Here is a 24,351-nt window from a genome sequence, read left to right as displayed (position 1 = left end):
ATAATCCGTGGCGCGGGTTAATTCTCGCTGAACAGAAACCGGAAGTATTCGGCGGCACACTGCGTCGATTCAGGGCCGAAGGTAAACCGCTGATTAACCGGTCTGGAAAAAGCTTAATAGTCGAACTGTTCGCGGAGAACGCGCTCCTCCAGCGACTGGCCGCGGTCGAACAGCAGGGTCATGGAGATATCTCGATTCTCCCACGCCTCCACCTGGATCACGTCGCGCACTTCCTGATTGTCGGCCACGGCCGAGACCGGACGCTTGTCGCTTTCGAGGGTCTCAAAGGTCACCGACGCGTCCCGGGGCAGGAGCGCCCCGCGCCAGCGCCGCGGTCGGAAGGCGCTGATCGGGGTGAGGGCGAGCATCTGGGCCGAGATCGGCAGGATCGGCCCATGGGCTGAAAGATTGTAGGCCGTGGAGCCCGCCGGCGTCGACAGGAGTACGCCGTCGCAGGTGAGGCTTTCCATCCGCACCTTGCCGTTGACGGAAATGCGGATGCGCGCGGACTGCCGGGTCTCGCGGAAGAGGGACACTTCATTGATCGCCGTCGCCGTGACGGTTTTCCCCTCCATGGTCGTCGCTTTCATGACGAGGGGGTGAATCACCGTCGGCTCTGCGTCGGCGATCCGTTCCGGCAATTCCTCAAGCCGGGCGTCATTCATCATGAAACCGACGGTGCCGCGATTGATGCCGTAAAAAGGTTTGCCCGTGTCCATATGCGCACGCAGGACGTCGAGCATGTAACCGTCGCCGCCCACCGGCACGATGACATCGCAATCTTCGACGCTGTGATTGCCGTAGCGGTCTTTCAGCTCCGCAAGCGTTTCCTGCGCCGTCGGCCGGTCCAGGCCGATGAAATACATTTTCACCTTTGCTGCGGTCAGCGCGCCCTCAGGCATTTGTATTCCCCCCATTTGCGTTACAGGGGGGCTTTCGGGTTATGATGGGTTGCGCCTGTTGTCTGCCGTCAAACGTCATGGAAGCCAATGCCTCTGGATATTCCCGCTGGTCTCGATCGCGCCACTATACTCGAAAGATTCCGCCGCGTCAGGAAAGATAGCGAGACTTTGGCGGCGCCGCTCACGCCCGAAGACTGCCTTTTGCAGTCCATGGAGGCGGCGAGCCCGGCCAAATGGAATCTCGCGCATACAAGCTGGTTTTTCGAAACCTTCATCCTTGCGCCTCATGCGGCGGAATACGAACAGTTTCACCCTGATTTCGGCTATCTCTTTAACTCCTACTATAACGGCGTCGGCGAGCGGCATCCGCGAGATATCCGCGGGCTCGTCTCCCGGCCGTCGCTCGACATGGTTTACGCCTATCGCAGCCATGTGAACGAGGCGTTGACGAGATTTATCGAAAAGGCGGACGCGCAAACGCTGGCCGGTGTCGTGAGTTTCCTTGAACTCGGTTTTGCGCATGAAGAACAGCATCAGGAATTGCTGGTCACGGATTTGCACCACGCCATGTCGTTCAATCCGACCAAGCCCGTCATTTATGAAGATGCGGGCGCTCCTGCGCACAATGCGGCGCCGGCGATGCGCTGGCGGCGAATGGAAGGCGGTCTGTGCGATATCGGCTGGAACGGCGAAGGCTTCGCTTTCGATAATGAAGGCCCGCGCCACAAGATTTATCTTCATCCCTTCGAGCTTGCGAACCGGCCGGTCACGAATGCGGAATTTATCGCCTTCATGGAAGACGGCGGTTACGAAACGCCCGATCACTGGCTTTCCGACGGCTGGGACAGGGTGCAGGCCGAAGAGTGGCGCGCGCCGCTTTATTGGCGCAAGGCCGATGGGCGCTGGCTGCACTATTCGCTGTTCGGCGAACGCGAAATTGATCCGCATGCGCCGGTTTGCCATGTGAGCCATTTCGAGGCCGCGGCCTATGCAAGCTGGGCCGGCGCGCGCCTGCCGACGGAAGTCGAATGGGAGGCGGCGGCATCGCTGTTTCCGACCCAAGGGCGGTTCATGGAAGGCGGCGCCCCGCGCGCGCCGGCGCCGGCGCCGCAGCCTGAAGGCGATGAGCTGTTGCAGCTGTTCGGCGATGTCTGGGAATGGACGGCGAGCGCTTATCTTCCCTATCCCGGCTTTGCCGTCGCCGATGGGGCGGTGGGCGAATACAACGGCAAGTTCATGTCGGGCCAGATGGTGCTGAAGGGCGGGTCCTGCGCCTCGCCGGCCGGGCATTTGCGCGTTTCCTACCGCAATTTCTTCCCGCCCGATGCGCGCTGGCAATATTCGGGCTTCCGTCTCGCCCGCGATATTAACTGATCTCAATCATGGCGCTGCGCGCCCTGTTCCCATATGATTGCTCCCACCAAAAAACTTCAGGAGGAGCGGTCATGACTGCGCAGATGAAAGCCACGGGGATCGACAAGGCGCCTGGTTTTGACATTCCCGATCCGTTGAGCCTGCCGACGCTCAAGGGCAAGGTGAGCGATGAGGAATGGAAGCTGCGCTGCGATCTTGCGGCGACCTATCGTCTGGCTTCGATCTATGGCTGGACCGATCTCATCTTCACGCATTTCTCCGTGCGCTGCCCGGATGAGGACGGCAAGGCGCGTTTTCTCATCAATCCCTATGGCGTCCTGTTTGACGAAATGACCGCCTCGGCGCTGGTCAAGGTCGATGTGGACGGCCAGGTCGTCGCCGATACGCCGTATTTTTCAAACCCGGCGGGCTTTACGATACATTCCGCGGTGCATATGGCGCGCGACGACGCCCATGCGGTGCTGCATATTCATTCGCCATACGGGGTTGCGGTCTCGGCGCAGCAGGATGGCCTCAAGCGCTATACTCAATTCGCCATGGTGGTGCATGACGACATCGCTTATCATGACTATGAGGGGATCGCGCTGGACCATGACGAGCGCGAGCGTCTTGTCGCCGATATGGGCGTCCATCACTTTGTGATTTTACGCAATCACGGCACGCTGACCGTCGGCGCCAACTGCGCCACGGCGTTTTTACGCATGTATTTTCTGGAGCAGGCCTGCAAGGCGCAGATCCTTGCGCAATCGGATACGAAACCGCCGCGCGAGGAAGGCCCGGAAATGAGCGCCAAGGTGATGCAGCAGGGCGCGCCGGCCTTTGTGCCCGGTCTCGGCGACAATCTCGCCTGGCCCGGATTGCTCCGCAGGCTGAACAGGTTGAATCCGGGATATGATGTTTAGCATTCGACTTTGATTGCTTGGAGCCGTTGTGTCATCCCGGAAAACGCTGAAAGCGTTTATCCGGGAGCTCATTATTCAGCATGAGGAGATCCCGGCTCTCCGCTTCGCGGTGGCCGGGATGACAAGACGTGGTCAGGCTTGTTAGGCCGACCTATTTCAGCGTCTTCAGATAGGCGATAATGTCGGCGCGCTTTTCCGCGTCGCGCTGGCCGACATAGGCCATGCGGTTGCCGCGCAGGAACATTTGCGGGTTCTCGATAAACGCGTCGATATTTCCCTCGGTCCAGACGATGTCGCTTTCGGTCAGCGCCTTTGAATAGGCGAAGCCTTCGGCCTGGCCGGCGGCGCGGTCGACAATCCCGAAGAGATTGGGGCCGACGCGATTCGGTTCGCCTTCTTTCGCCGTGTGGCAGACCGCGCATTCGTTAAACAGCCGGCGCCCTCGTTCCTCCGGCGTCGTCTGCGGCGCAGGGGCGGCGGCCGATGGCGCAGAAGGGCTGGCGGAGCCGCCCGTGCTTTCGCTTTGCCCGCCGCAGGCGGCAAGCGTGAAGGCGGCGAAAATGGCGAGAGCGGCGGCGTATTTCATGAAGGACCCCGGCGAATGAAAACAGGGCTCTATACCCTCTAGTCAGACGGCGTCCAATCCGTTATCGGTGCGGCCAATGCCCCTATAGCTCAGCTGGTAGAGCAACTGATTTGTAATCAGTAGGTCGTTCGTTCGAGTCGGACTGGGGGCACCACCTCTCTCGTTTTTGCTGCTAGGCCACGGACGTTGCGCGGTTCTTTTGGTGACGCGCCGCAAGATTGCTTTTTGGTCAGCTTTCCGGCGGATCGCGATTAAATGTCAACGCGGTGGCGCTTTGTCTCTGTCTCGGCGTGCGCCGCGCAAGCTCTTGCTAAACCATAAGAACTCGACCTATCCGCTTATCTTTACACAAAAAATTCCGCCTTATAGCTTTCCTACAGCGCTTTTGCGATTCGCTATTCAAGCGTTTCGCAGTCGGCGTCATCCACAGCGTCCGCTGCGGATTTACCCTAAATTTCGGGAAGAGGGAGCACTATGCTTAAGAAGCTAATCGGCGCCGCTGCACTCGCATGCGCCTTTATGTCGACGTCCGCGAACGCGGTGACCTGGGGCCAGCCTGACGGCGGCGAAAACCCCAATGTGGGCACGCTCTTGTTCGTGCAGAATGGCGTCGGCTTTTTCAGTTGTACGGGGACGATGATTGCGCCGCGCGTCATGTTGACGGCGGGCCACTGCGTGTCTGAGGCCGGCAACACTAACGACCTGACCTATGTGCGTTTTGAAGAAGACGCGCTGTCGGGCATCGGCGATTACGCGTCGCTGCAAGACTGGTTCGACGCTGAATGGATCGCGACCGAAACGGTGATCGCACACCCGCAATGGGCCGACTATGCGCAGTTTCCGAACACCTATGATATTGGCGTCGTGATTCTCGCGGAACCTTATTATCCGTCGAACGGCTTCGGTGAAATTCCGCCGATCGACTTCCTCGCCAACCTCAAAGGCAAAGACAAGCAGTCCTTCAGAGCGGTCGGTTATGGCCAGCAAGGCACGCTTCCTCCGACGGCGATGAATGACTATGAGCGCTACAAAGGCGAGATTCGTCTTCTCGAAGTGAACAGCTATCTGAGCGGCGGCGGCAACGCCAGCGCAAAGTTCTCCAACAACCCCGGCATCGGCGGCGGCACTTGCTACGGCGATAGCGGCGGCCCGACCTTCTACAAGAACACCAATCTTGTCGTGGCGGTCACGTCCTTCGGCTGGGCGAAGAACGGCAACTGCGTCGGCAATGACTTCAACTACCGCACCGATATTCCCGATGCGCAGGACTTCCTCGACGGCGTCCTCGCGGAATATGGCGACGAATAAGCATTGAACTGAGCTTTTAAAAACGAACCCCGCTGCGGCTTGCGCAGCGGGGTTTTTTTCAGCGCAGTTTTATGGAGAGAGGGAAGGCTGCGCCGATTTTGTTGTGTAATTTACTGAGTAAGCGAGCGCAGCATCCACGCTGTTTTCTCATGGGTCTGGATGCGCACGGTCAACAAGTCGGCGCTCGCTGCGTCGCCTGCTTCTTCGGCTGTTTCCAAACCGTTGCGCGCGCGCTTGATGAGCGTTTCATGATCGGACAGGAGACGTTCAATCATCTCAGCCGCCTTGGGCGGCGAAGTGTCCGCATTATCGATCGCTGAAAGCTCCGCAAACTGCTTGCCTGATGTGGGCGCGAAAACGCCAAGGGCGCGCACGCGCTCTGCAATTTCATCGAGCGCTTCCCACATTTCGCGGTACTGCTCTTCAAACATGACATGCAGGGTTTGAAACTGCGGCCCGGTCACGTTCCAGTGATAGGCGTGAGTTTTCATATAGAGCGAATAGGTGTCGGCGAGGGTCGCATTCAAAGCCTCAGCGACGGAATTGCGCGCATTTTCTTCGATGCCGATATCAACTTTCATAAGGTCCTCTCCTTTTTGCTTTGTTGCTTCACGCAAGAAATAGGAAGGAGCCTTCGAACAATCAAATTGATAATATCAAAATGATTGTTCGGAATAATCGATGGAACTGAAAGGCGGCTGAGCCTTATTTCAGCCCGGCGCAAAAACGCTGAATCCGGGTGCAAGCCTCGCGCATATCGTCGATAGAGGCGGCGTAGGAGACCCGGAAGAACGGGGCAAGGCCAAAGGCCGCCCCGAACACGGCGGAAACGCCTTCAGCCTTGATAAGCTCGGTGGTGAAGTCCTCATCACTGGCGATTTTCGCGCCGTCCGGCGTCGTCTTGCCGATCGCGCCCGCGCAGGACGGATAGACATAAAACGCGCCCTCGGGTTTGGCGCAGGAAAGGCCCTCGGCGTCGTTCAGCATGTCGACGACAAGGTCGCGGCGCGCCTTGAAGGCGTTGTTGCGCTCGATCAGGAACGACTGGTCGCCATTCAGCGCCGCGACGCTGGCATATTGGGTGATGGAGCAGGGGTTCGAGGTCGATTGCGACATCACTTTCGCCATCGCCTTGATCAACGGTTGCGGCCCGCCGGCATAGCCGAGGCGCCAGCCGGTCATGGCGTAGGATTTCGAAACGCCGTTGATCGTCAGCGTCCGCTCATAAAGGCCGGGTTCGATTTGCGCCGGCGTTGTAAACTCAAAATCGTCATAGACGATGTGCTCATACATATCGTCGGACATGATCCACACATGAGGGTGGCGCATGAGGACATCGGTGAGCGCTTTGACTTCATCACGGGTGTAAGCCGCGCCGGTGGGGTTTGACGGCGAGTTGAAGATGAACCATTTCGTCTTTGGCGTGATGGCGCGTTCAAGATCTTCGGGCGTTAGTTTGAACTTGTTTTCCTGTGTCGTCGGGACGACCACCGGTTCGCCGCCTGCGAGCAGCGTCATGTCCGGATAGGATACCCAGTAAGGCGCCGGGATGATCACTTCGTCGCCGGGGTTCAGCGTCGCGACCAGCGCATTATAAAGCACCGCCTTGCCGCCCGGCGCCACATTGATCTGGCCGATCTCGTAATCAAGCTCGTTGTCGCGTTTGAATTTGGCGACGATCGCCTCTTTCAGTTCCGGAATGCCGTCCACATTCGTGTATTTCGTTTTGCCGTCGCGGATCGCCTTGATCGCCGCTTCCTTGACGAAGTCCGGCGTGTCGAAATCAGGCTCGCCTGCGCCGAGAGAAATAATATCGCGGCCCTGCGCCTTGAGGTCGCGCGCCATTTGGGTGGCGGCGAGGGTCGGGGAAGGTTTGATGCGCTGTAGCGCGGTCGATGACTGAAAGCTGGTCATAACGAATTCCAAGGGGGTTGATTCCAAGGCGGATGCGGGGGCTGTTTAGCCCCTTGTTGCGCCGCAACCAATGATTTTTAGGCGCGTTCCGCACGCCAATTGCCGCGGCCATAGCATGGCTAAACTTAAGGATAGCTTTGGCGCCTTTTTCAGCCGGCAAAGCGGCTGCGCCCGGTAACGCCTTCATAGTCAGGAGAATTTCACCATTCTGGGGAAAAGCGGCGAAAGGCCGCCCGGCCGCAACTTTTGGTTTGAGCCGGGCCGCGAATGTGATTTCATAGGTGTGAGCGGGGAACGAGGGAGAGCTTTATGATTGCGGAGCTCCAGACCGCCATTTCGCAAGTTCCCAGCCGCAAGGCCCGGCTCAAAGGGCTGACGCAGGTTGAGGCGGTAAAGATCAAGGTTGAAAGAGCGGCGCTTTTGTTCCGCGGCGCGCCGACCGCCGTGATCGCCAGTTCTTTAAACGCGCTCATCACCATGGTCGTCGCCTGGCGCGCCGTGGACCATCAGGTTCTGTTTTCATGGGTGAGCGTTGTTATCGCCATCGCGCTTTTGCGCGCGGGGTTATGGCTGCGCTATCGCATGGGCGGCGTCGGCGCGCGGCATCTGTCGAATTTTGCAAAACTCCATGTGCTCTTCATGGCGTTGAACGGCATGGCCTGGGGTGCCCTCGCGCCGATCTTCGCCGTGCATGGCGTTATTGATCACGCATTCCTTCCTTTCGTGATCGCCGGTATGACGGCGGCGGCGATTGTCTCCGCCGGCGCGTCCTGGCGCGCGGTGCTCGCTTTCAACATCCCGGCGCTGGCGCCGCTGGCCGCAACCTACGCTTATACGTCAAGCGCAAACGGGCTCGCGATCGCCGGCGTTGTTGTTCTTTACGGTGTGGCGACCGCCTATCTTGCGCTTGTGACGCAACGCATGATCGACCGCTCGATCCTGTTGCATACGAAGAACGAAAAACTGCTGACGGCGCTCCGGCGCAAGGTCGACACGGCGCATACGGCCGAACAGCGGTTCCGCGCGCTGGTGGAATCGTCACTCGACGTGACGCTGATCTTTTCTCCCGAAGGCCGCGTTGTTTACGCCAGCCCGTCTGCGGAAAAAGCCTTCGGGACGCCGGCCTATACGCTGCGCGGCCGCCGGACCAAGGAGATGGTCCATCCCGACGACATGCCCATGTTCAGGGCGGTGGGCGAGAAGTCGCTCTCGCAACTGGGCGAGGGTATGGCGCTGCCGCATGTCTGCATGCGTTCGGGCGAGGGCGGTGAGTATGTGGCGTTCTCCGGCCGTCTCACCAACATGCTTTATGTGCCGGGGGTTGAAGGTTTTGTCTTCACCGGCGGGCGCCTGAAGGAAACGGCCGCCCGCCGCCATCATATCCACGCAGCTGAATAACGGCCCTTCTTTCTTGCCTCATCCCGCGATCTTGCCCATTAACGCCGCAGGGCGCGCACACGGCGCGCAGGTAAAGGATTGAGGGCGGGCGTGCTGGAAGGCGTCAGGATTGTTGAATTCGAAGGGCTTGGGCCGGGACCGTTCTGCGGCATGCTGCTCGCTGATCTCGGCGCCGACGTCATCCTGATCGAGCGCAAGGGCGGGGCGGATGCCGGCGCCGCCGCCATCTATAAGCGCGGCAAGCGGTCAATTGCGCTGGATCTTAAAAATGAGGACGCGAAAAAGATCGCCCTCGATATTATCGCTAATTCCGACGCCCTGATCGAAGGCCTGCGTCCGGGCGTCATGGAGCGCCTCGGTCTCGGCCCTGACGAGGCGCGTGCGCGCAATAAAAAATTGGTTTACGGACGATTGACCGGCTGGGGCCAGACGGGACCGTTCAGCGCCGCCGCCGGGCATGACATCAATTATGCGTCGCTTTCCGGCGCGGCTTGGTATGCGGGCGCTGAAGGCGCGGCGCCGGTTCCGCCGCCAACCCTTGTTGGCGATGTGGGCGGCGGAGCCCTTTATCTCGCCATCGGCATTCTCGCCGGCGTGATGCGCGCGCGGGAGAGCGGAGAGGGAACGGTCGTCGACGCCGCGATTGTCGACGGCGCGGCGCATATGATGAACCTTCTTTATTCGGTGCGGGCTGTCGGCGGCATGCCCGATGACCGCGGACAGAGCATGCTCGACGGCGCGCATTTTTACGGCGCCTATCAATGCAAATGCGGCGGCTGGATCTCGATTGGCCCACTGGAGCCAAAATTTTACGCAGAGCTTGTTGAAAAGCTCGGGCTCGCCGGGGACGCAGAGTTCGCCGCGCAATATGACAAGTCGAAATGGCCAGCGCTGAAAAATCGCTTCGCGGAAATCTTCAAGACAAAGTCCCGCGAGGACTGGAGCGCGCAGTTTGAAGGGACCGATGTCTGTTTCGCGCCGGTGCTGGCCCCGTCTGAGGCGGCGGCGCATCCGCATATGAAGGCCCGAAATATTCTGCGTGATGTTAACGGCGTGTTGCAGGCCGCGGCCGCGCCGCGCTTTGACGGCGCCGAACCTGCCGATCCGCGCCCCATTCCGGCGCCCGGCCAGCATGCGGAAGAAATCCTCGCCGAGATTGGCGTCGATGACCGCATGATCGCGTCCTGGCGCGAGGCGGGAGTGCTATAGCGTGAGCGAGGCCGTCAAAAAGAAGAAGACTACAAAAAAGAAAAGGGAAAGACCGCTCATCGGCTGGCGCGAATGGGCCGCGCTGCCGGATTTCGACGTCACGGGCGTCAATGCCAAGATCGATACGGGCGCAAAATCTTCCGCCATCCATGCCTTCCGCATCCGGGAAGTTGTGCTCGATGGCGTCGATCACGTCGAATTTTACCTCCATCCGCTGCAACGGCGCAAAAAACCTGAAGTTTTCTGCCGCGCGCCCATCGCCGGCCGCCGGGTGATCCGATCCTCCAACGGGCAGGAGGAGGAACGATATGTCATCGAAACGCGTTTGCGTCTTAACGGCAGGACTTGGAAAATCGATTTGACTTTGACCAATCGCGACGCCATGGGGTTCCGCCTCCTGATCGGGCGCGACGCGTTGCGCCGGAAATTTCTCATCGACCCTGGCGCGTCCTACCTTTTGGGTCCCAATGATTCCGAAGACAAAGAATAGAGGATACTCACCATGAAACTTGCACTGATGTGCCGCAACGCGGAGCTCTATTCTCACAAGCGGATCGTCGAGGCTGCTGAAGCCCGCGGTCACGATATAGATGTTGTCGATCACCTGCGCTGTTACATCAACATCACCTCGCTTCGTCCGACCGTGCGCTATCGCGGCGAGGAGTTGCCTTATTTCGATGCTGTCATCCCGCGCATCGGCGCCTCGGTGACGTTTTACGGCACAGCCGTTTTGCGCCAGCTTGAGATGATGGGCGTTTATCCGGTGAATGAATCCGTCGCCATCTCCCGCTCGCGCGACAAACTGCGCTCGCTGCAATTGCTGGCCCGTAAAGGCGTCGGCCTGCCGGTGACGGTGTTCGCCCACCGGACCAGCCGGGCGGACGAAATCCTCGACATGATTGGGGGCGCGCCCGTGATCATCAAGCTGCTGGAGGGGACGCAAGGGATCGGCGTCGTTCTCGGTGAAACGCAGAAAGCCGCTGAGTCGATTATTCAGGCCTTTGGCGGCGCCAACACCAACATCCTCGTGCAGGAATTCATCAAGGAAGCTGGCGGCGAGGATATTCGCTGCATCGTTTTGGGTGAGAAAGTCGTCGCCACCATGAAACGCAAGGGCAAGGAAGGGGATTTCCGCTCTAACATTCACCGCGGCGGCACGGCTGAGAAAGTCAAAATCACGCCGCAAGAGCGCACGACGGCGGTGGCCGCCGCCAAGGCCATGGGGCTCAATTTCTGCGGCGTCGACATGCTGCGCTCCAATCACGGGCCGGTGGTGATGGAAGTGAATTCGTCTCCGGGGCTTGAAGGCATGGAGAAGGCGACGGGAATCGACGTCGCTGACCAGTTGATCGACTGGATCGAAAAGAACGCCAAGCCGGGCAAAACCAAAACCCGCGGCAAGGGTTAGGCGCGGTCGCCTGCAATTTCCCGCCCGAAGCGCAAGGCAAGCTCTATGAGTTTATCGATGTCTTCCTTGCGCGTGCGGTGATTGGCGACGCAGGCGCGCAGGCAAAACCGGCCCTTGATCATGGTGTGTGAAGGCAGCGCTTCACCGCTCTCCTGAATGCGATAGAGAATATCCCGATTGAGCGCGTCGAGCGCCGCTTCATCCGTAGACGGCGCCACATAGCGAAAGCAGACAATGTTCAGCGGCGCGGGCGCCATGATCTCCAGGTTGTTTTCATCGTCGACACGCTTTGCAAGATAGTGTGCGAGATCGACATTTTGCTGAATGAGCGCGCCAAGTTTGTCGGCGCCGGTTTCTTTCATCAGCATCCACGCCTTGAGCGCGCGAAATCCGCGGGAAAGCTGCAACCCCCGGTCAGCAAAATAGGTGGAGTCGACAGCAAGGCCCCGTTCCATCGAGGATATATAGGTGGCGTTTTGCGCGAACGCGCCTTTATGCGCGGCGTCGTCGCGAATAATCACGCAACCGATTTCGTAAGGTTGATACCCCCATTTATGAAGATCGAAGGCGATGGAGTCGGCCAGGGACTGGGCTTCAACCTGTCGCCGCGCTTCCGGCGCGAGCGCGGCTAACGCGCCGAAGGCGCCGTCCACATGCAGCCACAGACCGAATTCATCGGCGAGGGCGCGCAACGCCGCAACGTCGTCAGAGGCGCCGGTATTCACCGTTCCGACCGTGGCGATAAGGCAAAAAGGTTTGCAGCCCGCTTCGATGTCACTTCGGATCATGTCGCGGCAGGCTTTTACATCGATGGCGTAATCGTCGCCGCACGGGACTTTGCGAAACGCCTTTGACCCCAGTCCCGTTAGCTCGCACGCCTTGACGATCCAGTTATGGGTTTCGGCGCCGCCATAGACGGTGAGTTGCGGCGCGCCGGAAAGGCCCTCGCGGCGGATGTCGAATCCGGCGCGCTCACAGCGCGCAACGGCGAGTGCATTGAGATTCGCCATGGTGCCGCCCGAGACGAGAAGCCCTGAACTTTCCGGCGGAAAACCCAGCAAGTCGGCGAACCACGAGATCACCTGTTTTTCGACCATGGGCGCGGACTGGTCATAGCCCGCGAGATGCGGGTTCATGCCGGACGCCAGCATGTCGGCGAGCATGCCGGTCGGCGTGCCGTTGCCCATGACCCAGCCGAAAAAGCCGGGATGCTGATTGCCGGTGGGATAGGGCAGGATGTGCTCCTTGAAACTTTGGTACACATCCTCCAGCTGCGCGCCTTCCATAGGCGTCGGCGCATCGAGCGCCGCACGAGATTGCGGCGGCGGCGAGACCCAGGCCGGCCGTTCGCGCAGGCTCATGAGATAATCGAACATGTCGTCAAGCATCCGGTGACCCAGCGCCCGCGTCTCGTCCCAGTCATCGGGATCGAGTGTGTGTTGTGAAATGTCCCTGGTCACCCGTCGTTCTCCGGCAGAAGTTTTTGATTCTGGATCGTCCGGTCATAGCGGCGGCGCGCCAAAGCGAAAACCCGCGAGCGGCGATCAGCGCTCGTAAGATCGGGCGAAGTCATCACCCGGAAGGGTGAAATCAAGTCTTTTCAACGGGTTCGGTCTTGCTGTCTCAGGCGGCCTGTGATGGGCTTCAGGTGAAAAGGGAGCAGCATCATGGAAAAAGTCAGCGGCGTTGGCGGCGTGTTCTTCCGGGCGAAAGATCCGGACGGCCTGGCGAAATGGTATGAAGACAATCTCGGCGTCGCCAAGGTGCCGAGCGATTACGACACGCCCCCCTGGCGGACGACTGCGGGGACCGTCGTGTTCGCGCCGTTCAACCAGGACACGACCTATTTCGGCGACATGAAGAACCAGTGGATGATCAATTTCCGCGTGGACAATCTTGACGCGATGGCGAAGCAACTGCGCGCCAACGGGATCGAGATTGAAGTCGACCCGGAGACACATCCCAATGGCCGCTTCGCCCATTTGACGGACCCTGAAGGGAACCGGATTGAGCTCTGGGAGCCGGGCGACAAGGACCCGGGCTAATCGAACAGGCTCGACACCGACTCTTCATTGGCGATGCGGCGAATGGCTTCTGCAAGCAGCGTTGCAATGGAGACCTGTTCGATCTTCGGGCACTCCGCGACGCCTTCACGCGCTTCGATGGAGTCGGTGATGATGAGACGCGTGAGCGCTTCTGACTTCATCACCCGCTGTTCTGCGTGATCGGAAAGAACGCCATGGGTGATGCAGGCGGTGACCGATGACGCGCCTTTGTCCATCAACGCTTGCGCCGCATTGCAGAGCGTGCCGCCCGAGTCGACGATATCGTCGAAGATCACGCAATGGCGGCCTTTGACTTCGCCGATGATGTTCATCACTTCGGAAAGGCCGGGGCCTTCGCGGCGTTTGTCGACAATGGCGAGGGGGCGGTCTTCAAGACGCTTGGCGAGAGCCCGGGCGCGCACCACGCCGCCGACATCGGGGGAGACGACGGTGACATCGCCGAGATCGCCGTTCTGCAACTCGCGGATGCGGCGCTCGAATTCCTTGACGGCGTAAAGATTGTCCGTGGGAATGTCGAAAAAGCCCTGGATCTGCCCGGCGTGAAGATCGACGGTCAGCACCCGGTCGGCGCCGGCGGTGGTGATAAGATTGGCGACGAGCTTTGCAGAGATCGGCGTCCGCGGGCCCGCCTTGCGATCCTGACGGGCGTAACCGAAATAAGGGATCACGGCGGTGATGCGGCTTGCTGAAGCGCGGCTCAGCGCATCCATGGTGATCAGGAGCTCCATCAGATTGTCATTCGCCGGATAGGCGGTCGACTGGATCACGAACACGTCTTCGCCGCGCACATTTTCCTGAATCTCGACAAAGACTTCGCCGTCCTTGAAGGTTTTGATTTCCGCTTGCGAGAGCGGGGTTGAGAGCTTGCGCCCAATGGCTTCGCTTAACCGGCGGTTGGAATTTCCGGCGATCAGTCTCATGAAGCGGCCCCTCGCTTAACCCTGACAAGCGCGGGCTTCATGACGGTTTCTTGACGGATGCGCAACCCGCGGCGGCGGCCTTTTTGAAATCATATTTCTTTCAGCGATATAGCCGAGAGATTGCGGCCATAATCGGCCTCGCCGCGGCGGCGCATGGCGCGGTAACTGAAGAATCGGTCCGGTTCGGCGAGGGTGCATAGCCCGATATCGTCGAGCTGGGTCACGCCCGATTCCGCAAGCCGCCATCGCCCGAAACCGGCGAGATCGAGCTGGCGCTTGTCCGGAGTTAAGCCGGGAGCGAAAAACCGTTCTGCTTCAGGGTGTTTGGCGGTGAAAGTTTCGAGCAGGTCGAGGCCCACTTCGAAGTTCGGCTGACGCAGGCAAGGCCCGACCGCGGCGACGATGTTTCCCGTTTTGGCGCCGAGCTTGACCATCGTCTCCACCGTGTTTTCGAGAACGCCGGCCAGCGCCCCCCGCCAGCCGGCATGGGCGGCGGCGACAATCCCGGCTTGGCGGTCGGCGAACAGGAACGGCATGCAGTCGGCGGCGAGTGCGCCCAAGGCAAGGCCGGGTGTGGCGGTCACCAGCGCATCGACTTTTTCAGGACCGTTCTCCCAGGGGGCGTCGACGACGCGCACATCCGGCGAGTGCACCTGATAGGCCGTCATCAGCCGGCCCGGCGCCACGCCGAGCGCGATGGCGCAGCGGCGGCGGTTCTCGGCGATGTCTTCCGGCCGGTCGTCAGAGCCGGGCCCTGTGTTCAAGCTTGCATAAGGCGGTTTCGACACGCCCCCGTCGCGGGAGAAAAAACCGTGGTCCACCCCGGCCTGATCGAGCAGCGGGGAAACCAGATAGGGCGGCGCATTTTCATTAGCAGGGGGCGTCACGTCTCAAATCCAGCGGGGACAGGCAGGGTCGGCGCGGAAAGGCACATCACTTTGAAAATTTCGCCCATGGCGCCGGGCGAGGCGATGCGTGCAGCGGCGATCCGGATGGCGTCGGCGTTTTCCGGCGTTTGCTGCCTGCAAAGGCTTTCGACACGGAAAGGCAGACCCAGCCGCTCAAGAAAGCGTCCCTGCGTCACGGGGCCATAGACGGCCGCGCCCGCTTCGATGGCGGCGTCGGCGAGTGTTTCAAAATCAACATGGGCGGTGAGGTCGGCGCGCCCGGGCGTCGCCAGCGGCGGCCAGTAATGGTGGTTCTTTACCGCCTGCAACGTATCGCCAAGCCCGCGCGCCATATGGCCATAATCGATGATCAGCGCATGGCCGCCCTGGTCAATGAGCGTCTTGCAGATTTCGGCGGTGAATTTTTTCGTTTCGAAGGAGATCTCGAAGATGTCGCCTTCCTCGCTCTCATCGAGCGAGGGAAGGTTGTAGTCCGGCGGCGGCGGGGTCTTGCCCAGTGTAAAGGCAAGACGTTCGGTTTCTTCATCGAGTCCGACCAGCCTTTCGCGCCAGCCGGACTTGATGCGCTCGAACTGCCGGATCGGCAGGCAATCAAAGAACTCATTGGCGACGATCAGCGCCGGCGCCGGCGGGATGTCGGCATAGTCATCGGCCCAGAGCGGTTTTGCTTCTGTGACCTTGAGGCGCTTTTGCTGTTCGAGGCGCAAGCGCCCCGACGTTTCGAGCAGCCAGACCTGCGCCGCCTTGGCGAAACCGGGGCGCAGGCGCGCCGCGCGCAAGATATCCGCCATCAACACGCCGCGGCCGGGCCCGAGCTCGATGAGATTGAAAACGGCGGGCGAGCCCATGCCTTGCCAGGCTTCCACGAGCCAGAGGCCGATCAACTCGCCGAACACCTGGCTGATTTCCGGCGCGGTCGTAAAATCTCCCTCCGCGCCGATGGGGATCCCTTGCATGTAATAGCCTTCATGGGGATGCGTCAGCGCATCCGTCATGTAGTCGGCGACGGTGATCGGCCCTTTCAGTTTGATGAGGTCGATCAGGCGTTCTTCCAGCGGCGTCAGTTCCGGAATGCCGCTGCTCATGCTTTAGCCTTCTGTGACGGGGTCTGTTGCGGCGTCCTGAAGGTTCGCCAGATCAGCCAGCCGCCAAGCGCCAGCATCGGGATCGAGAGCATCATGCCCATGGTCAGACCGAGGGGAAAGTCAGGCATATGGGCGTCAGGCTCGCGGAAATTTTCAACGATGATGCGCGAAATCCCGTAGCCGAACAGGAACAGCCCCATGGCCGCGCCGGGCCGTTTCAGAAAACCGAACTTGCGCGTCGCGACGAAAAGAATCGTGAACAACGCAACGCCCTCAAGCGCGGCTTCGTAAAGCTGGCTCGGATGACGGGGAACCTGTTGCGGGTCCGTAGGGAACACCATCGCCCATGCGCCGTCCCAGGGCCGCCCGTAAAGCTCTGCGTTGATGAAGTTCGCGATGCGGCCGAAGAACAAGCCGATGGGCGTTGCGCAGGCGAACATGTCGCCGAGCGAGAGCATGTTGATCTTGTGCTTCCTCGCAAACCAGACGCCGACCAGCGTCACGCCGAGAAGGCCGCCGTGAAACGACATGCCGCCATTCCATGTCATCAGCGCCGGCGGGAAGGGAACGACTCCAAACAGTTTCTCCCATGGCGCAATGATGAGGTTTGGTTCGTAGAAGAGAAGATAGCCAAGCCGCCCGCCCGCCATCACGCCGATTGCGACCCAGAAAATCACATCGTCGAGTTGCTGGCGCGTCACCGGCGGGCCGGATTTCGGCCAGAGCGGCGTCTTCTTGATAAGGCGGGTCAGATACCACCACCCGACGGCGAGCCCGCCAATATAGGCCAGCGAATACCAGCGCAGGGAAAACGGGCCGATCTTTAGTAAAACAGGGTCAATGGTGGGATAAGGAACGCTCATAACCAGCCTTGAAGGGAGCTTGGACGGTTTCGTGCGTCTCAATAGCGCGCTTTGCCGCCCCTGTCGCCCCGCGCTCCTTCGCTGTCATCCCGGAAAAAGCTGACAGCTTTTATCCGGGATCTCCCTCAATCTGCTCTAAGATCCCGGATCGCTGCTGTGCAGCGTCCGGGATGACAACGGCGAAGCATGCGTCAAGATTGAAGCTGAAAAGTCAGCCCCAAGCCCCTATATTCCTCTCCAAAAGGAGTTTCCCATGCAGACCCAGAGCGCCATTTTCGACGAAATCGCCAAGCTGATGACCGAGGCGGCGGGGGCGGCGGACGGCGTCCGGCGCGAGGCGGAGACCGTCATGCGCAGCCGCTTGCAGCGCCTGCTGGCCGACATGGATCTTGTCACCCGCGAGGAGTTCGACGCGGTGAAGGAAATGGCCCGGCTTGCGCGTGAGGAAAACGAATCGCTGAAAGCGCGCCTCGACGCGCTGGAGAATCGCTAACTTCCCCATGAGCCTTGCAGAGGCGGCGGCCCATCGCGGGGCGCCGGCTGGACAGACGTTCGCCAGCCAGAAACCGATGCCACAAGGCTCATGGTTCAAAGAATCAGCGCCGGCGCGGTATCGTGTCGTTGAGGCTAACGTCTGATCTTCCCCAATCTGTTGGCGTTAATAGTTTTTTTGCAGAGGCGCTGCGGAAAAACAGTTTCATCGAATCATTTGTGCGCGTCCCGAATCGCAGCGACATGCGGTTGCAGGCGGCTGGCAGCAGTCGCCCAAATCGAGAATTTGATCGGGAAAAGGGGCGCTATGTCCATCGAACTCATCCGCAAACCGAAACAGGCCGTCAATCCTTTAAAGGCGCTGGAAGCCGCAGCGGCCGGCCTTGAGTTCGAAATGGAGCGCGCCGGCGAGCATGAGCTTCATGTGATGCTGCCGGGCGTATGGCGCGACATCGGTCTCTGGTTCACCTGGCGGCCCGAACTTGCGACCTTGCAAATGGGCGCGCCGCTTGATCTGAAAGCGCCGGTCGGGCGTCTCGATGATGCGAGCCGGTTGATCGTCATGGTGAATGAGCGGTTGTGGATCGGACATTTCGATCTGTGGGCGGAGGATCATTCCATCGTCTATCGCAATGCTGCGCTCCTGAACGAAGAGGGCGGTCTCGACAGCGTGCAGGGCGAAGCGCTCATTCGCGCAGCCAGCGAAGCGGTGGACCGGTTTTATCCGGCGTTCAACTTCCTGATCTGGGGCGGCAAAAAGCCCGAAGATGCGCTCAAGGCGTCGTTGTTCGAAACGCAGGGCAACGCATAAAACTCCGCGCCCCAATAACGGGAATTTCACCTCAAATCTGTTGAATTCCTGCAGATTTTTGAGGGTTGGTGCAAAGTTATCCACCACGTCTCCAGCCGCCTTATGCTTTGTCCGTTGCCGGACTGAAACCGAAGCGAAGGCGGACGAGATACTCTCCGCATGTCACAGCAAAGAGGTTCTGACGGCGCCGCCTTCCGGTGCGAAAGCATGCCGGAAGAGGCTCTTTGACATTGTGGATTGAGGCGCGGAGACCGGCCTTGTTGCTGGTTGTTGCGCAAAACATTCGGGTCGTGCGCCGTCATTTGGGCGGCGGCGCACGCCCGGCGTTTCTTTCAACACGAACACGGCCTATGGTCGCGGCCATGACAGGACAAACGAAACCTTCCGTAGCCTTGATCGGCGCCGGCGCCATGGGCGGCGCCCTGTTAAAGGGTTGGCTCGCCGCCGGCACGATCGACTCTGCGCGCTCCGCTGTTTTCGATCCGAACATCACCGAGGATATGGCGAGACTGTGCGCCAAGAAAGACGTGGCGGTGAACAAGGGCGAGGGCTTTGACGCCATGCTCGTCGCCGTGAAGCCGCAGATCGCAGGTGAGGTGTTGCCTCATTACGCCGCGCTGGCGGAGAGCGCCATCGTGATCTCGGTCATGGCGGGAAAGAGCGTCGCCACCATTCAGAACATGCTGAATGGTGCGCCGCGCGTTGCACGCGTCATGCCGAATCTGCCCGCCGCCATCGGCCGGGGCGTCTCAGGACTATACGCGCCGGACGCAATTGACGCGGACGGACGAACGCTCATCGAAACGCTGATGCGCGCCGCCGGTGAAACGGTCTGGGTCGAGACGGAAAAAGAAATCGATTTCGTGACGGCGGTGTCGGGCTCCGGTCCCGCTTACTATTTTCTGTTGACCGAAGCGCTCGCCGAAGCCGGCGCATCGCTGGGGCTCGACAAGACGGCCGCGGCCGCGCTTGCCCGCGCAACGCTCGCCGGCGCCGGCGCCATGATGGACGCCGACCTGCGAAGCCCCGCCGAGATGCGCAAGGCCGTGACGTCTCCCGGCGGCACAACAGAAGCAGCGCTCAAAGTTTTTGACGGCGATGACGCCGCCATGCGCAAGCTGGTGGAAAAAGCAGTGAAAGCTGCGGCGAAACGGGCCGGCGAGCTGACGGATTAGACCGCCTGATTAAACCGGCAGATTAAACCGGAAGGCGCATCACCGCGCGAAGACCGCCCTTGTCCGATTTTTCGAGCGTAACATCACCGCCATGGGTGCGCGCCACATCGCGTACGATAGTGAGCCCCATGCCGACGCCGCTCTCATTCATATTGCGCGCCTCATCGAGACGGGTGAAGGGCTTGAAAACGTCTTCATATTGAGCGGGGTCGATGCCCGGGCCGTCGTCGTCAACGGTGATTTCGATATAGCGGTCGGAACGGCGCGCGCTCACCCAGACATGATCGGCGTAGCGCAGGGCGTTGTTGACGAGATTGCCGACCGCGCGTTTCAGCGCGCTGCGGCGCGCCTCGATGACGATGCCCGCCGGCGCCTGTATCTCGACCTCGCGTCCGGTGCGTTTTGCGTCTCCCGCGATCTCCTTGATCAATTCGGCGACGCGAAAGGTGCCGGGTTCTTCCTCGGCGGCTTCATTGCGGGCGAAATCGAGATAGGCGCCGATCATCCGCTCCATCTCGGTCACATCCTTGCGCAGCTCGTTGATGTCTTCGCTTTCAGGCTGCATGGCGAGCGCGAGCTTGATGCGCGTCAGCGGCGTTCTAAGATCATGACTGATCCCGGCGAGCATGGCGGTTCGCTGTTCGAGATGGCGCTTGATGCGCTCGCGCATGGCGATAAAGGCGTAGCCTGCCTTCCTAACTTCCGTGGCGCCAGACGGGCGGTATCCCGGCGCGTCGCGCCCGCGCCCGAAGGCCGCCGCGGCGTCAGCGAGGCGCAGGATCGACCGCACCTGATTGCGCATGAAAATGATGGCGACAACGCCAAGCAGGATCGACGTGCCGATCAGCCAGAACAGGAAGATGCGGCCGGTGGTTGCAAACACCCGGTCGCGCTTGACGAAATAGACGAGGGCGCCGTCGCTATAGGCGACGCGGATCTCCACATCTTCGGGCCAGCTTTGGGTGTTGAGCCAATAGGGCTGTTTGAGCGTGTGGCGCAGGCGCCGTTTCAGCGTGGCGTTGTAGACGTTGAACGGCGCCAGGAGGTTATCGTCGGGAAGCGGCGCCAGCGGATCGTAATGGACGCGCATATGCAGATCCTCGCGCGCCATCTCGATAATGGCCATGCGCGCCGCATCGTCTGCGGCGTCGCCATAAAGCCGCGTCACCATGGCGATCTGTCCCGCCACATTCTCCGACATGTTGGCGGTTACGAGGTCCCAGTGCCGCGCAAAGAAAATGTAAGTGACGAGCGCCTGCGTCAGAAAAATCGGCAGGACGACGATCAGCGTCACCCGCGCATAAAGACTTTTGGGAAGATAGCGCCGCAGCATGTCTTTTAGTCCGTCATCAAGGCGTAGCCGACGCCGCGCACGGTTTGAAGATAGATCGGCGCGCGCGGGTCTTCCTCGATTTTCTTTCTGAGACGCGTCACCTGCACATCGACGGAGCGTTCCATGCCTTGCGCCGTCTGCTCGGCGAGGGCCTCACGGCTGATCGCCTCACGCGGTTTTTGCGCCAGCGCTTTGAGCAGCGCCGCTTCGCCGGAGGTGAGCCGCACCGGTTCGCCATTCTTACGCAATTCGCTGCGGCCGAGTGAGAACGTGCAGCCGCCGAATTTCACTTCACGCTTTTCGCCGCCCGCCGGCGCTGAACGGCGCAGCAACGAGTTGATGCGTAAAAGCAGCTCACGCGGTTCAAATGGTTTCGAAAGATAGTCATCGGCGCCCATTTCAAGCCCTTCGATCCGGTCTTCGGCGAGACCGCGCGCGGTCAGAAGAAGGATCGGCACATTCGATGCGGCGCGCACCGATTTCGTCAGTTCAAACCCGGTTTCGCCCGGCATGGTCACATCAAGCACGAGCGCATCGAAATCGACGGACGCCATGAGCGCACGGGCCTCCTTGGCGTTGCCGGCGACAGATGTCCGAAAGCCGTTTTCGCTCAAATAGCGTTTCAACAGACTGCGAATGCGGTCGTCATCGTCAACGATCAGCACATGCGCAGCGTCTTCGGGAATGGTTTTCTTCGCCGCCTTCATGCGCGTTTGCCCTGAAGCAGTGCGGCGGCGCGCAGGGAATAATCAGCGCCTGTCCACAAGGTGAGGATCGCTGCGATCCACAGCGCGGCGCTGGCGGCGGGACGCAGCACATCGCCAATAATTCCCGTCGGCGCGGCGGCGAGCATCAAACCGGCCGCAATCAATTGCGCCGTCGTTTTCCATTTGGCGAGAGAGGTGACGGCGAGCGTTTGCTGCGCGGCCGCCAGCGCTTCGCGCAACCCGCTGACGAGAATTTCGCGCAACACGATAATGATGACGGCGACGACGCCAACACCGGCGATAACGCCATTGCGCGCAAGCAGGATCAGCGCCGCGGCGACGAGAAGCTTGTCGGCGATGGGATCGAGCGCGGCGCCGAGCGCTGACGTTTCGCCGCGCGCCCGCGCGACACGGCCGTCAACGAAATCGGTCAGCGCGGCGACGACGAAAATAATCAGCGCCGCCGTCATGTTCCATTGCGCATTTGCGAGGAAAGCGAAAACAAACGGAATGACGAGCGCCATGCGCGCCAGGGTGATAAGATTGGCCATGGCGGGAAGATAAACCGCGCCGTCTTTATTCGCCAGTGCGCGAAACGCCTTGGCTTAGCCTTCTTTCCCGTCTCCGCCCCAGAGTTTCTTCCACCACGGCGTGGGTTTCGGCGGTTCAAAGCGCTGGCCGCCGTCGTCCATCTTGGCGCGGATATCGTCAATGTCCCAGCCGGTGAGGGTTGCGAGCGTCTGCGCTTCCGCTTCGAACCGCTTCGGCAGTTCGGCGCGATACGCCTCGGCCGCCTCGCATTCCGCATCGCCCTTATAAGGATGACGCAGCACATAGCGGCCCTGATAATTCGAGCGATCGCCGGTTTCCTTGAACATCAGATCTTCGGGAAAATGTTCGGCGTCATAGGAAACATGAAGGCGCGTGACGAACACATCCTGCGCCTGTTGCGGTCCGGGACGGCGCGGCATGACGCCTGGCTTGCCGTTATTATTGGGGCCGCCATCGAGCCAGTAAACGCCAAGCTCGCGCAATTCGTTCCGGGAAAGCGGATCGGCGGCGCAAGGGTCGCACCAGTTCATGTCCCAGGCATATTCCAGAAAGACCGCGCGGCCATTTTCCTTTTCCACCTGTTCGTGGAACATGGATTTATAGAACTCACCGAACTCAGCCTTCACATAAAGCGGGATGTTCTGGCCGGTCGGCAATTTCACCGTGCGGTAGTTGGTGGTTTCGACCCGTCCCGAGCGGGTGAGGGCGAAGACGAACAATTCCTGTTTTCCGTCAGCGTTCACGGTGCCGAGGCGGATCGGCAGGCTGAAGCGGGGGTGTTCAAAAGCGATCTGCAAGGGGCGCAGATATTTAAGGCCCGTTTGCGCCTGTTCTTCGAGATTGATCTTGGCGACGAAGAATTTGGTGTTCTGCTTGATGTAGCTGCCAAGCGTCGCCTCCGCGCCTTCGGGCAGTTTGTAGCCATTGTCCGTCAGCCACGCGGCGAGGCCGTCCGACTGATCGGCGGAGAGGATCTGGATGTCATACTCGCCGACGGTGTATTCGGCTTCGATGGTGACGCCGTAACCGTTTTTGCGGGCGCGGCCGCCGCCGTCTTCGGCTGCGGCGGTCGGCGCGGCCATGGCGAGCTCTTCGCGGAAATACACCTGACAGGGATCTTCGTCGAAATATTCGACAAGGCGCGGCGCCGTATAGGCGTCGAGATGATCGAGGATCGCGTTTTCGGTGACGTGAATTTGTCCTTCTTCGAGGACCACCGGCACCGGAATGACCATCGCGAATTCTTTCAAATCGCCTTGGTAGTCATTGGCCATGGTGATGACGGTGCGGTCGCCATCGCGCATGATCGCGACTTTCGACGCCTTGTTGAACAGTTTCGTGTCGGCCTTGGCGACGTAAAAGCCGCAAAACGCGACAGCGCCGCCGGTGAGCGCCAAGGCGGCGACCGCCGAGGTAGCGGCGATGAGGGTTTTCTTCAAGGAACGGCGCATAAGGTCTCTCCCTTTTTATTCGGCGGGTAGCGGATGGGGGCGGGCGCGTGAGGGGCGCGGCGGGAAACGGAACAGCCATCGCGGGGACGAGACCGGATCGCCCCAGCGATAGTGCGGCGCGGGATCGAACGCTTCGATCACCGGGCGCGCAATGCACATTGCGGCGAGGGCGTAGAACATCCCGTCCGCGATAAAGAAGTGATAGGTCAGGATGTAAGCGATGAGCGCGGCGCCGGCGGCGAACACTGCGCGCGCGATCGCGCCGTCGGGCGTCGTTTTCGGATCGGAGATCATGAAGAACGCGAACAGCACCAGCGCGCCGTTTTGAAGCCGCAGGAGCGGGATCGCCAAAGGATCGCCGAGCCACAAGGCGCGCGCAACGATCAGCGCGGCGAACCCGCCAAGAAAAATCAGCGGCACATCGAGGCGCGCTGCACGATAGGTGACGAACAGTCCCGCGCCGGCAAGCATCGCCGCGAGCCAGATCGCCGAGCCCCACTGGCCCGACGGCGTCCAGGCCGCGCCGGGCATGATGGTCTGCGACAGGAGGAGGAGCGCGACAATGCCTGCATTCGCCGGGTTGAAGACATGTTTGCCGTAAAGCCGGAACATGAATTTCGAACCGACCCCGATCGCCGCCGCGATCATCAGCGGCGCAAGCGTATCCGCGCGCAGCAAAAGTGAGAGCGATAGCGAAGTGATCATGGCGCTGCGGGGATCGAACCGGGTTGCGGTCATGAAGGAGCCGAGCAGTTGAACCATGAGCGCCGCTGTGAAAATGGCGGCGATCTGGATCGGCGCAATTTCAAAGGCGCGTGTTGTAACGCCGAAGGCGAGCAGCGCCGACAGGGTCGCCAGCTGATAATGCCGCGGGTCCTTGAACAGGCGATCCCTTAATTTCGCATTCACCATGTGACGGCGCCTAATCCGGTTTGCCTTGCGGGGCCAGGAAGGTCCCAAGAAAGCGGAGGAACAAGGCGGAAACGG

Annotated in this window: 25 protein-coding genes and 1 tRNA gene; 12 read left to right on the top strand and 14 right to left on the bottom strand. The window is 60.5% G+C overall.

The features are described 5' to 3' along the window. Window positions 1–113: 113 nt before the first annotated feature. Window positions 114–902, bottom strand: coding sequence for an NAD kinase (locus ACFC5L_RS17710; RefSeq protein WP_375204022.1), 789 nt, complete (start codon window positions 900–902; stop codon window positions 114–116). 87 nt (window positions 903–989) lie between these two features. Here ACFC5L_RS17710 and egtB point away from each other — a divergent pair, with 87 nt between their 5' ends. Next, a complete protein-coding gene (gene egtB, locus ACFC5L_RS17705; RefSeq protein WP_375204021.1) occupies window positions 990–2,276 on the top strand; it encodes an ergothioneine biosynthesis protein EgtB in 1,287 nt (428 codons plus the stop codon). A 71-nt stretch (window positions 2,277–2,347) separates the two neighbouring features. Further along, window positions 2,348–3,178, top strand: a complete 831-nt coding sequence (locus tag ACFC5L_RS17700; RefSeq protein WP_375204020.1) for a class II aldolase/adducin family protein — start codon at window positions 2,348–2,350, stop codon at window positions 3,176–3,178. 151 nt (window positions 3,179–3,329) lie between these two features. Here the strand turns inward: ACFC5L_RS17700 and ACFC5L_RS17695 are convergent, their stop codons facing one another. Then, entirely contained in the window at window positions 3,330–3,764 is a 435-nt protein-coding gene (locus tag ACFC5L_RS17695) for a c-type cytochrome (protein ID WP_375204019.1), read from the bottom strand. 78 nt (window positions 3,765–3,842) lie between these two features. On the opposite strand from ACFC5L_RS17695, the gene ACFC5L_RS17690 reads away from it, so the two are divergent. Both ACFC5L_RS17690 and ACFC5L_RS17685 read left to right on the top strand, forming a co-directional pair. Next, window positions 3,843–3,918, top strand: a tRNA-Thr gene (locus ACFC5L_RS17690). A 320-nt stretch (window positions 3,919–4,238) separates the two neighbouring features. Beyond that, window positions 4,239–5,072 (top strand): S1 family peptidase, encoded by an 834-nt coding sequence (locus ACFC5L_RS17685; protein WP_375204018.1) that lies wholly within the window; start codon window positions 4,239–4,241, stop codon window positions 5,070–5,072. Window positions 5,073–5,182: 110 nt separating this feature from the next. Here ACFC5L_RS17685 and ACFC5L_RS17680 read toward each other — a convergent pair whose 3' ends face one another. Both ACFC5L_RS17680 and ACFC5L_RS17675 read right to left on the bottom strand, forming a co-directional pair. After that, entirely contained in the window at window positions 5,183–5,653 is a 471-nt protein-coding gene (locus ACFC5L_RS17680; protein WP_375204017.1) for a Dps family protein, read from the bottom strand. 124 nt (window positions 5,654–5,777) lie between these two features. Next, window positions 5,778–6,986 (bottom strand): pyridoxal phosphate-dependent aminotransferase, encoded by a 1,209-nt coding sequence (locus tag ACFC5L_RS17675; protein WP_375204016.1) that lies wholly within the window; start codon window positions 6,984–6,986, stop codon window positions 5,778–5,780. A 309-nt stretch (window positions 6,987–7,295) separates the two neighbouring features. Between ACFC5L_RS17675 and ACFC5L_RS17670 the strand changes: the two genes are divergently transcribed. From ACFC5L_RS17670 to rimK, 4 genes are all read left to right on the top strand, one after another. Then, the gene (locus ACFC5L_RS17670) at window positions 7,296–8,384 is read left to right on the top strand and encodes a PAS domain-containing protein (protein WP_375204015.1); all 1,089 of its coding nucleotides are present in this window, start codon (window positions 7,296–7,298) and stop codon (window positions 8,382–8,384) included. A 93-nt stretch (window positions 8,385–8,477) separates the two neighbouring features. Further along, a complete protein-coding gene (locus ACFC5L_RS17665) occupies window positions 8,478–9,593 on the top strand; it encodes a CaiB/BaiF CoA transferase family protein (RefSeq protein WP_375204077.1) in 1,116 nt (371 codons plus the stop codon). A 1-nt stretch (window position 9,594) separates the two neighbouring features. Continuing rightward, on the top strand, window positions 9,595–10,083 hold the full coding sequence (locus ACFC5L_RS17660; RefSeq protein ID WP_375204014.1) for an ATP-dependent zinc protease family protein: 489 nt from the start codon (window positions 9,595–9,597) through the stop codon (window positions 10,081–10,083). A gap of 12 nt (window positions 10,084–10,095) precedes the next feature. Further along, window positions 10,096–11,001 carry a 30S ribosomal protein S6--L-glutamate ligase gene (rimK, locus tag ACFC5L_RS17655; protein ID WP_375204013.1) on the top strand — a complete coding sequence of 302 codons (906 nt, stop codon included), beginning with the start codon at window positions 10,096–10,098 and terminating at the stop codon, window positions 10,999–11,001. Here rimK and ACFC5L_RS17650 read toward each other — a convergent pair. Continuing rightward, complete coding sequence (locus ACFC5L_RS17650) at window positions 10,998–12,461, bottom strand: pyridoxal phosphate-dependent decarboxylase family protein (protein WP_375204012.1); 1,464 nt, start codon at window positions 12,459–12,461, stop codon at window positions 10,998–11,000. The two genes, rimK and ACFC5L_RS17650, sit on opposite strands and share 4 nt — an antisense overlap. Window positions 12,462–12,668: 207 nt before the next feature. Between ACFC5L_RS17650 and ACFC5L_RS17645 the strand changes: the two genes are divergently transcribed. Beyond that, entirely contained in the window at window positions 12,669–13,046 is a 378-nt protein-coding gene (locus ACFC5L_RS17645; protein WP_375204011.1) for a VOC family protein, read from the top strand. Here the strand turns inward: ACFC5L_RS17645 and ACFC5L_RS17640 are convergent. From ACFC5L_RS17640 to lgt, 4 genes are all read right to left on the bottom strand, one after another. Then, window positions 13,043–13,987, bottom strand: a complete 945-nt coding sequence (locus tag ACFC5L_RS17640; RefSeq protein WP_375204010.1) for a ribose-phosphate pyrophosphokinase — start codon at window positions 13,985–13,987, stop codon at window positions 13,043–13,045. The two genes, ACFC5L_RS17645 and ACFC5L_RS17640, sit on opposite strands and share 4 nt — an antisense overlap. A gap of 89 nt (window positions 13,988–14,076) precedes the next feature. After that, entirely contained in the window at window positions 14,077–14,874 is a 798-nt protein-coding gene (pgeF, locus tag ACFC5L_RS17635; protein WP_375204009.1) for a peptidoglycan editing factor PgeF, read from the bottom strand. After that, window positions 14,871–15,980, bottom strand: coding sequence for a class I SAM-dependent methyltransferase (locus ACFC5L_RS17630; RefSeq protein WP_375204008.1), 1,110 nt, complete (start codon window positions 15,978–15,980; stop codon window positions 14,871–14,873). Before ACFC5L_RS17630 ends, pgeF begins: the two co-directional genes overlap by 4 nt. Further along, on the bottom strand, window positions 15,977–16,843 hold the full coding sequence (gene lgt / locus ACFC5L_RS17625; RefSeq protein ID WP_375204007.1) for a prolipoprotein diacylglyceryl transferase: 867 nt from the start codon (window positions 16,841–16,843) through the stop codon (window positions 15,977–15,979). Before lgt ends, ACFC5L_RS17630 begins: the two co-directional genes overlap by 4 nt. A 253-nt stretch (window positions 16,844–17,096) precedes the next feature. Between lgt and ACFC5L_RS17620 the strand changes: the two genes are divergently transcribed. From ACFC5L_RS17620 to proC, 3 genes are all read left to right on the top strand, one after another. Further along, on the top strand, window positions 17,097–17,336 hold the full coding sequence (locus ACFC5L_RS17620; protein WP_375204006.1) for an accessory factor UbiK family protein: 240 nt from the start codon (window positions 17,097–17,099) through the stop codon (window positions 17,334–17,336). Between the two features lie 306 nt (window positions 17,337–17,642). Then, entirely contained in the window at window positions 17,643–18,146 is a 504-nt protein-coding gene (locus ACFC5L_RS17615) for a type III secretion system chaperone family protein (RefSeq protein ID WP_375204005.1), read from the top strand. Window positions 18,147–18,508: 362 nt separating this feature from the next. After that, entirely contained in the window at window positions 18,509–19,321 is an 813-nt protein-coding gene (proC, locus tag ACFC5L_RS17610; protein ID WP_375204004.1) for a pyrroline-5-carboxylate reductase, read from the top strand. Between the two features lie 22 nt (window positions 19,322–19,343). On the opposite strand, the gene ACFC5L_RS17605 is transcribed toward proC, so the two are convergent. Genes ACFC5L_RS17605 through ACFC5L_RS17585 form a run of 5 tightly spaced genes read right to left on the bottom strand, consistent with a single transcriptional unit; the run spans window position 19,344 to window position 24,276 of the window. Beyond that, window positions 19,344–20,654 (bottom strand): ATP-binding protein, encoded by a 1,311-nt coding sequence (locus tag ACFC5L_RS17605; RefSeq protein ID WP_375204003.1) that lies wholly within the window; start codon window positions 20,652–20,654, stop codon window positions 19,344–19,346. Between the two features lie 5 nt (window positions 20,655–20,659). Next, window positions 20,660–21,361 (bottom strand): response regulator, encoded by a 702-nt coding sequence (locus ACFC5L_RS17600; protein ID WP_375204002.1) that lies wholly within the window; start codon window positions 21,359–21,361, stop codon window positions 20,660–20,662. Beyond that, window positions 21,358–21,912 (bottom strand): CDP-diacylglycerol--glycerol-3-phosphate 3-phosphatidyltransferase, encoded by a 555-nt coding sequence (gene pgsA / locus ACFC5L_RS17595; protein ID WP_375204001.1) that lies wholly within the window; start codon window positions 21,910–21,912, stop codon window positions 21,358–21,360. Before pgsA ends, ACFC5L_RS17600 begins: the two co-directional genes overlap by 4 nt. A 54-nt stretch (window positions 21,913–21,966) precedes the next feature. Beyond that, the gene (locus ACFC5L_RS17590) at window positions 21,967–23,364 is read right to left on the bottom strand and encodes a DUF2330 domain-containing protein (protein ID WP_375204000.1); all 1,398 of its coding nucleotides are present in this window, start codon (window positions 23,362–23,364) and stop codon (window positions 21,967–21,969) included. Window positions 23,365–23,379: 15 nt separating this feature from the next. Then, complete coding sequence (locus tag ACFC5L_RS17585; protein WP_375203999.1) at window positions 23,380–24,276, bottom strand: RnfABCDGE type electron transport complex subunit D; 897 nt, start codon at window positions 24,274–24,276, stop codon at window positions 23,380–23,382. Window positions 24,277–24,351: the final 75 nt, after the last annotated feature.

The sequence above is a fragment of the Hyphococcus sp. genome (genome assembly GCF_041986965.1).
Classification (GTDB): Bacteria; Pseudomonadota; Alphaproteobacteria; order Caulobacterales; family Parvularculaceae; genus Hyphococcus.
The sequence above is the reverse complement of the archived record's forward strand: the minus strand, read 5'-3'. Positions and strand labels throughout refer to the sequence as shown.

Coding starts and splice junctions, on each gene's coding strand:
- ACFC5L_RS17685 (WP_375204018.1), top strand. CDS start 4,239: ATGCTTAAGAAGCTAATCGGCGCCGCTGCACTCGCATGCGCCTTTATG.
- ACFC5L_RS17620 (WP_375204006.1), top strand. CDS start 17,097: ATGCAGACCCAGAGCGCCATTTTCGACGAAATCGCCAAGCTGATGACC.
- ACFC5L_RS17645 (WP_375204011.1), top strand. CDS start 12,669: ATGGAAAAAGTCAGCGGCGTTGGCGGCGTGTTCTTCCGGGCGAAAGAT.
- ACFC5L_RS17600 (WP_375204002.1), bottom strand. CDS start 21,361: ATGAAGGCGGCGAAGAAAACCATTCCCGAAGACGCTGCGCATGTGCTG.
- pgsA (WP_375204001.1), bottom strand. CDS start 21,912: ATGGCCAATCTTATCACCCTGGCGCGCATGGCGCTCGTCATTCCGTTT.
- ACFC5L_RS17710 (WP_375204022.1), bottom strand. CDS start 902: ATGCCTGAGGGCGCGCTGACCGCAGCAAAGGTGAAAATGTATTTCATC.
- ACFC5L_RS17640 (WP_375204010.1), bottom strand. CDS start 13,987: ATGAGACTGATCGCCGGAAATTCCAACCGCCGGTTAAGCGAAGCCATT.
- ACFC5L_RS17585 (WP_375203999.1), bottom strand. CDS start 24,276: ATGGTGAATGCGAAATTAAGGGATCGCCTGTTCAAGGACCCGCGGCAT.
- proC (WP_375204004.1), top strand. CDS start 18,509: ATGACAGGACAAACGAAACCTTCCGTAGCCTTGATCGGCGCCGGCGCC.
- ACFC5L_RS17615 (WP_375204005.1), top strand. CDS start 17,643: ATGTCCATCGAACTCATCCGCAAACCGAAACAGGCCGTCAATCCTTTA.
- ACFC5L_RS17605 (WP_375204003.1), bottom strand. CDS start 20,654: ATGCTGCGGCGCTATCTTCCCAAAAGTCTTTATGCGCGGGTGACGCTG.
- egtB (WP_375204021.1), top strand. CDS start 990: ATGCCTCTGGATATTCCCGCTGGTCTCGATCGCGCCACTATACTCGAA.
- ACFC5L_RS17700 (WP_375204020.1), top strand. CDS start 2,348: ATGACTGCGCAGATGAAAGCCACGGGGATCGACAAGGCGCCTGGTTTT.
- lgt (WP_375204007.1), bottom strand. CDS start 16,843: ATGAGCGTTCCTTATCCCACCATTGACCCTGTTTTACTAAAGATCGGC.
- ACFC5L_RS17680 (WP_375204017.1), bottom strand. CDS start 5,653: ATGAAAGTTGATATCGGCATCGAAGAAAATGCGCGCAATTCCGTCGCT.
- ACFC5L_RS17590 (WP_375204000.1), bottom strand. CDS start 23,364: ATGCGCCGTTCCTTGAAGAAAACCCTCATCGCCGCTACCTCGGCGGTC.
- ACFC5L_RS17630 (WP_375204008.1), bottom strand. CDS start 15,980: ATGAGCAGCGGCATTCCGGAACTGACGCCGCTGGAAGAACGCCTGATC.
- ACFC5L_RS17675 (WP_375204016.1), bottom strand. CDS start 6,986: ATGACCAGCTTTCAGTCATCGACCGCGCTACAGCGCATCAAACCTTCC.
- rimK (WP_375204013.1), top strand. CDS start 10,096: ATGAAACTTGCACTGATGTGCCGCAACGCGGAGCTCTATTCTCACAAG.
- ACFC5L_RS17670 (WP_375204015.1), top strand. CDS start 7,296: ATGATTGCGGAGCTCCAGACCGCCATTTCGCAAGTTCCCAGCCGCAAG.
- ACFC5L_RS17695 (WP_375204019.1), bottom strand. CDS start 3,764: ATGAAATACGCCGCCGCTCTCGCCATTTTCGCCGCCTTCACGCTTGCC.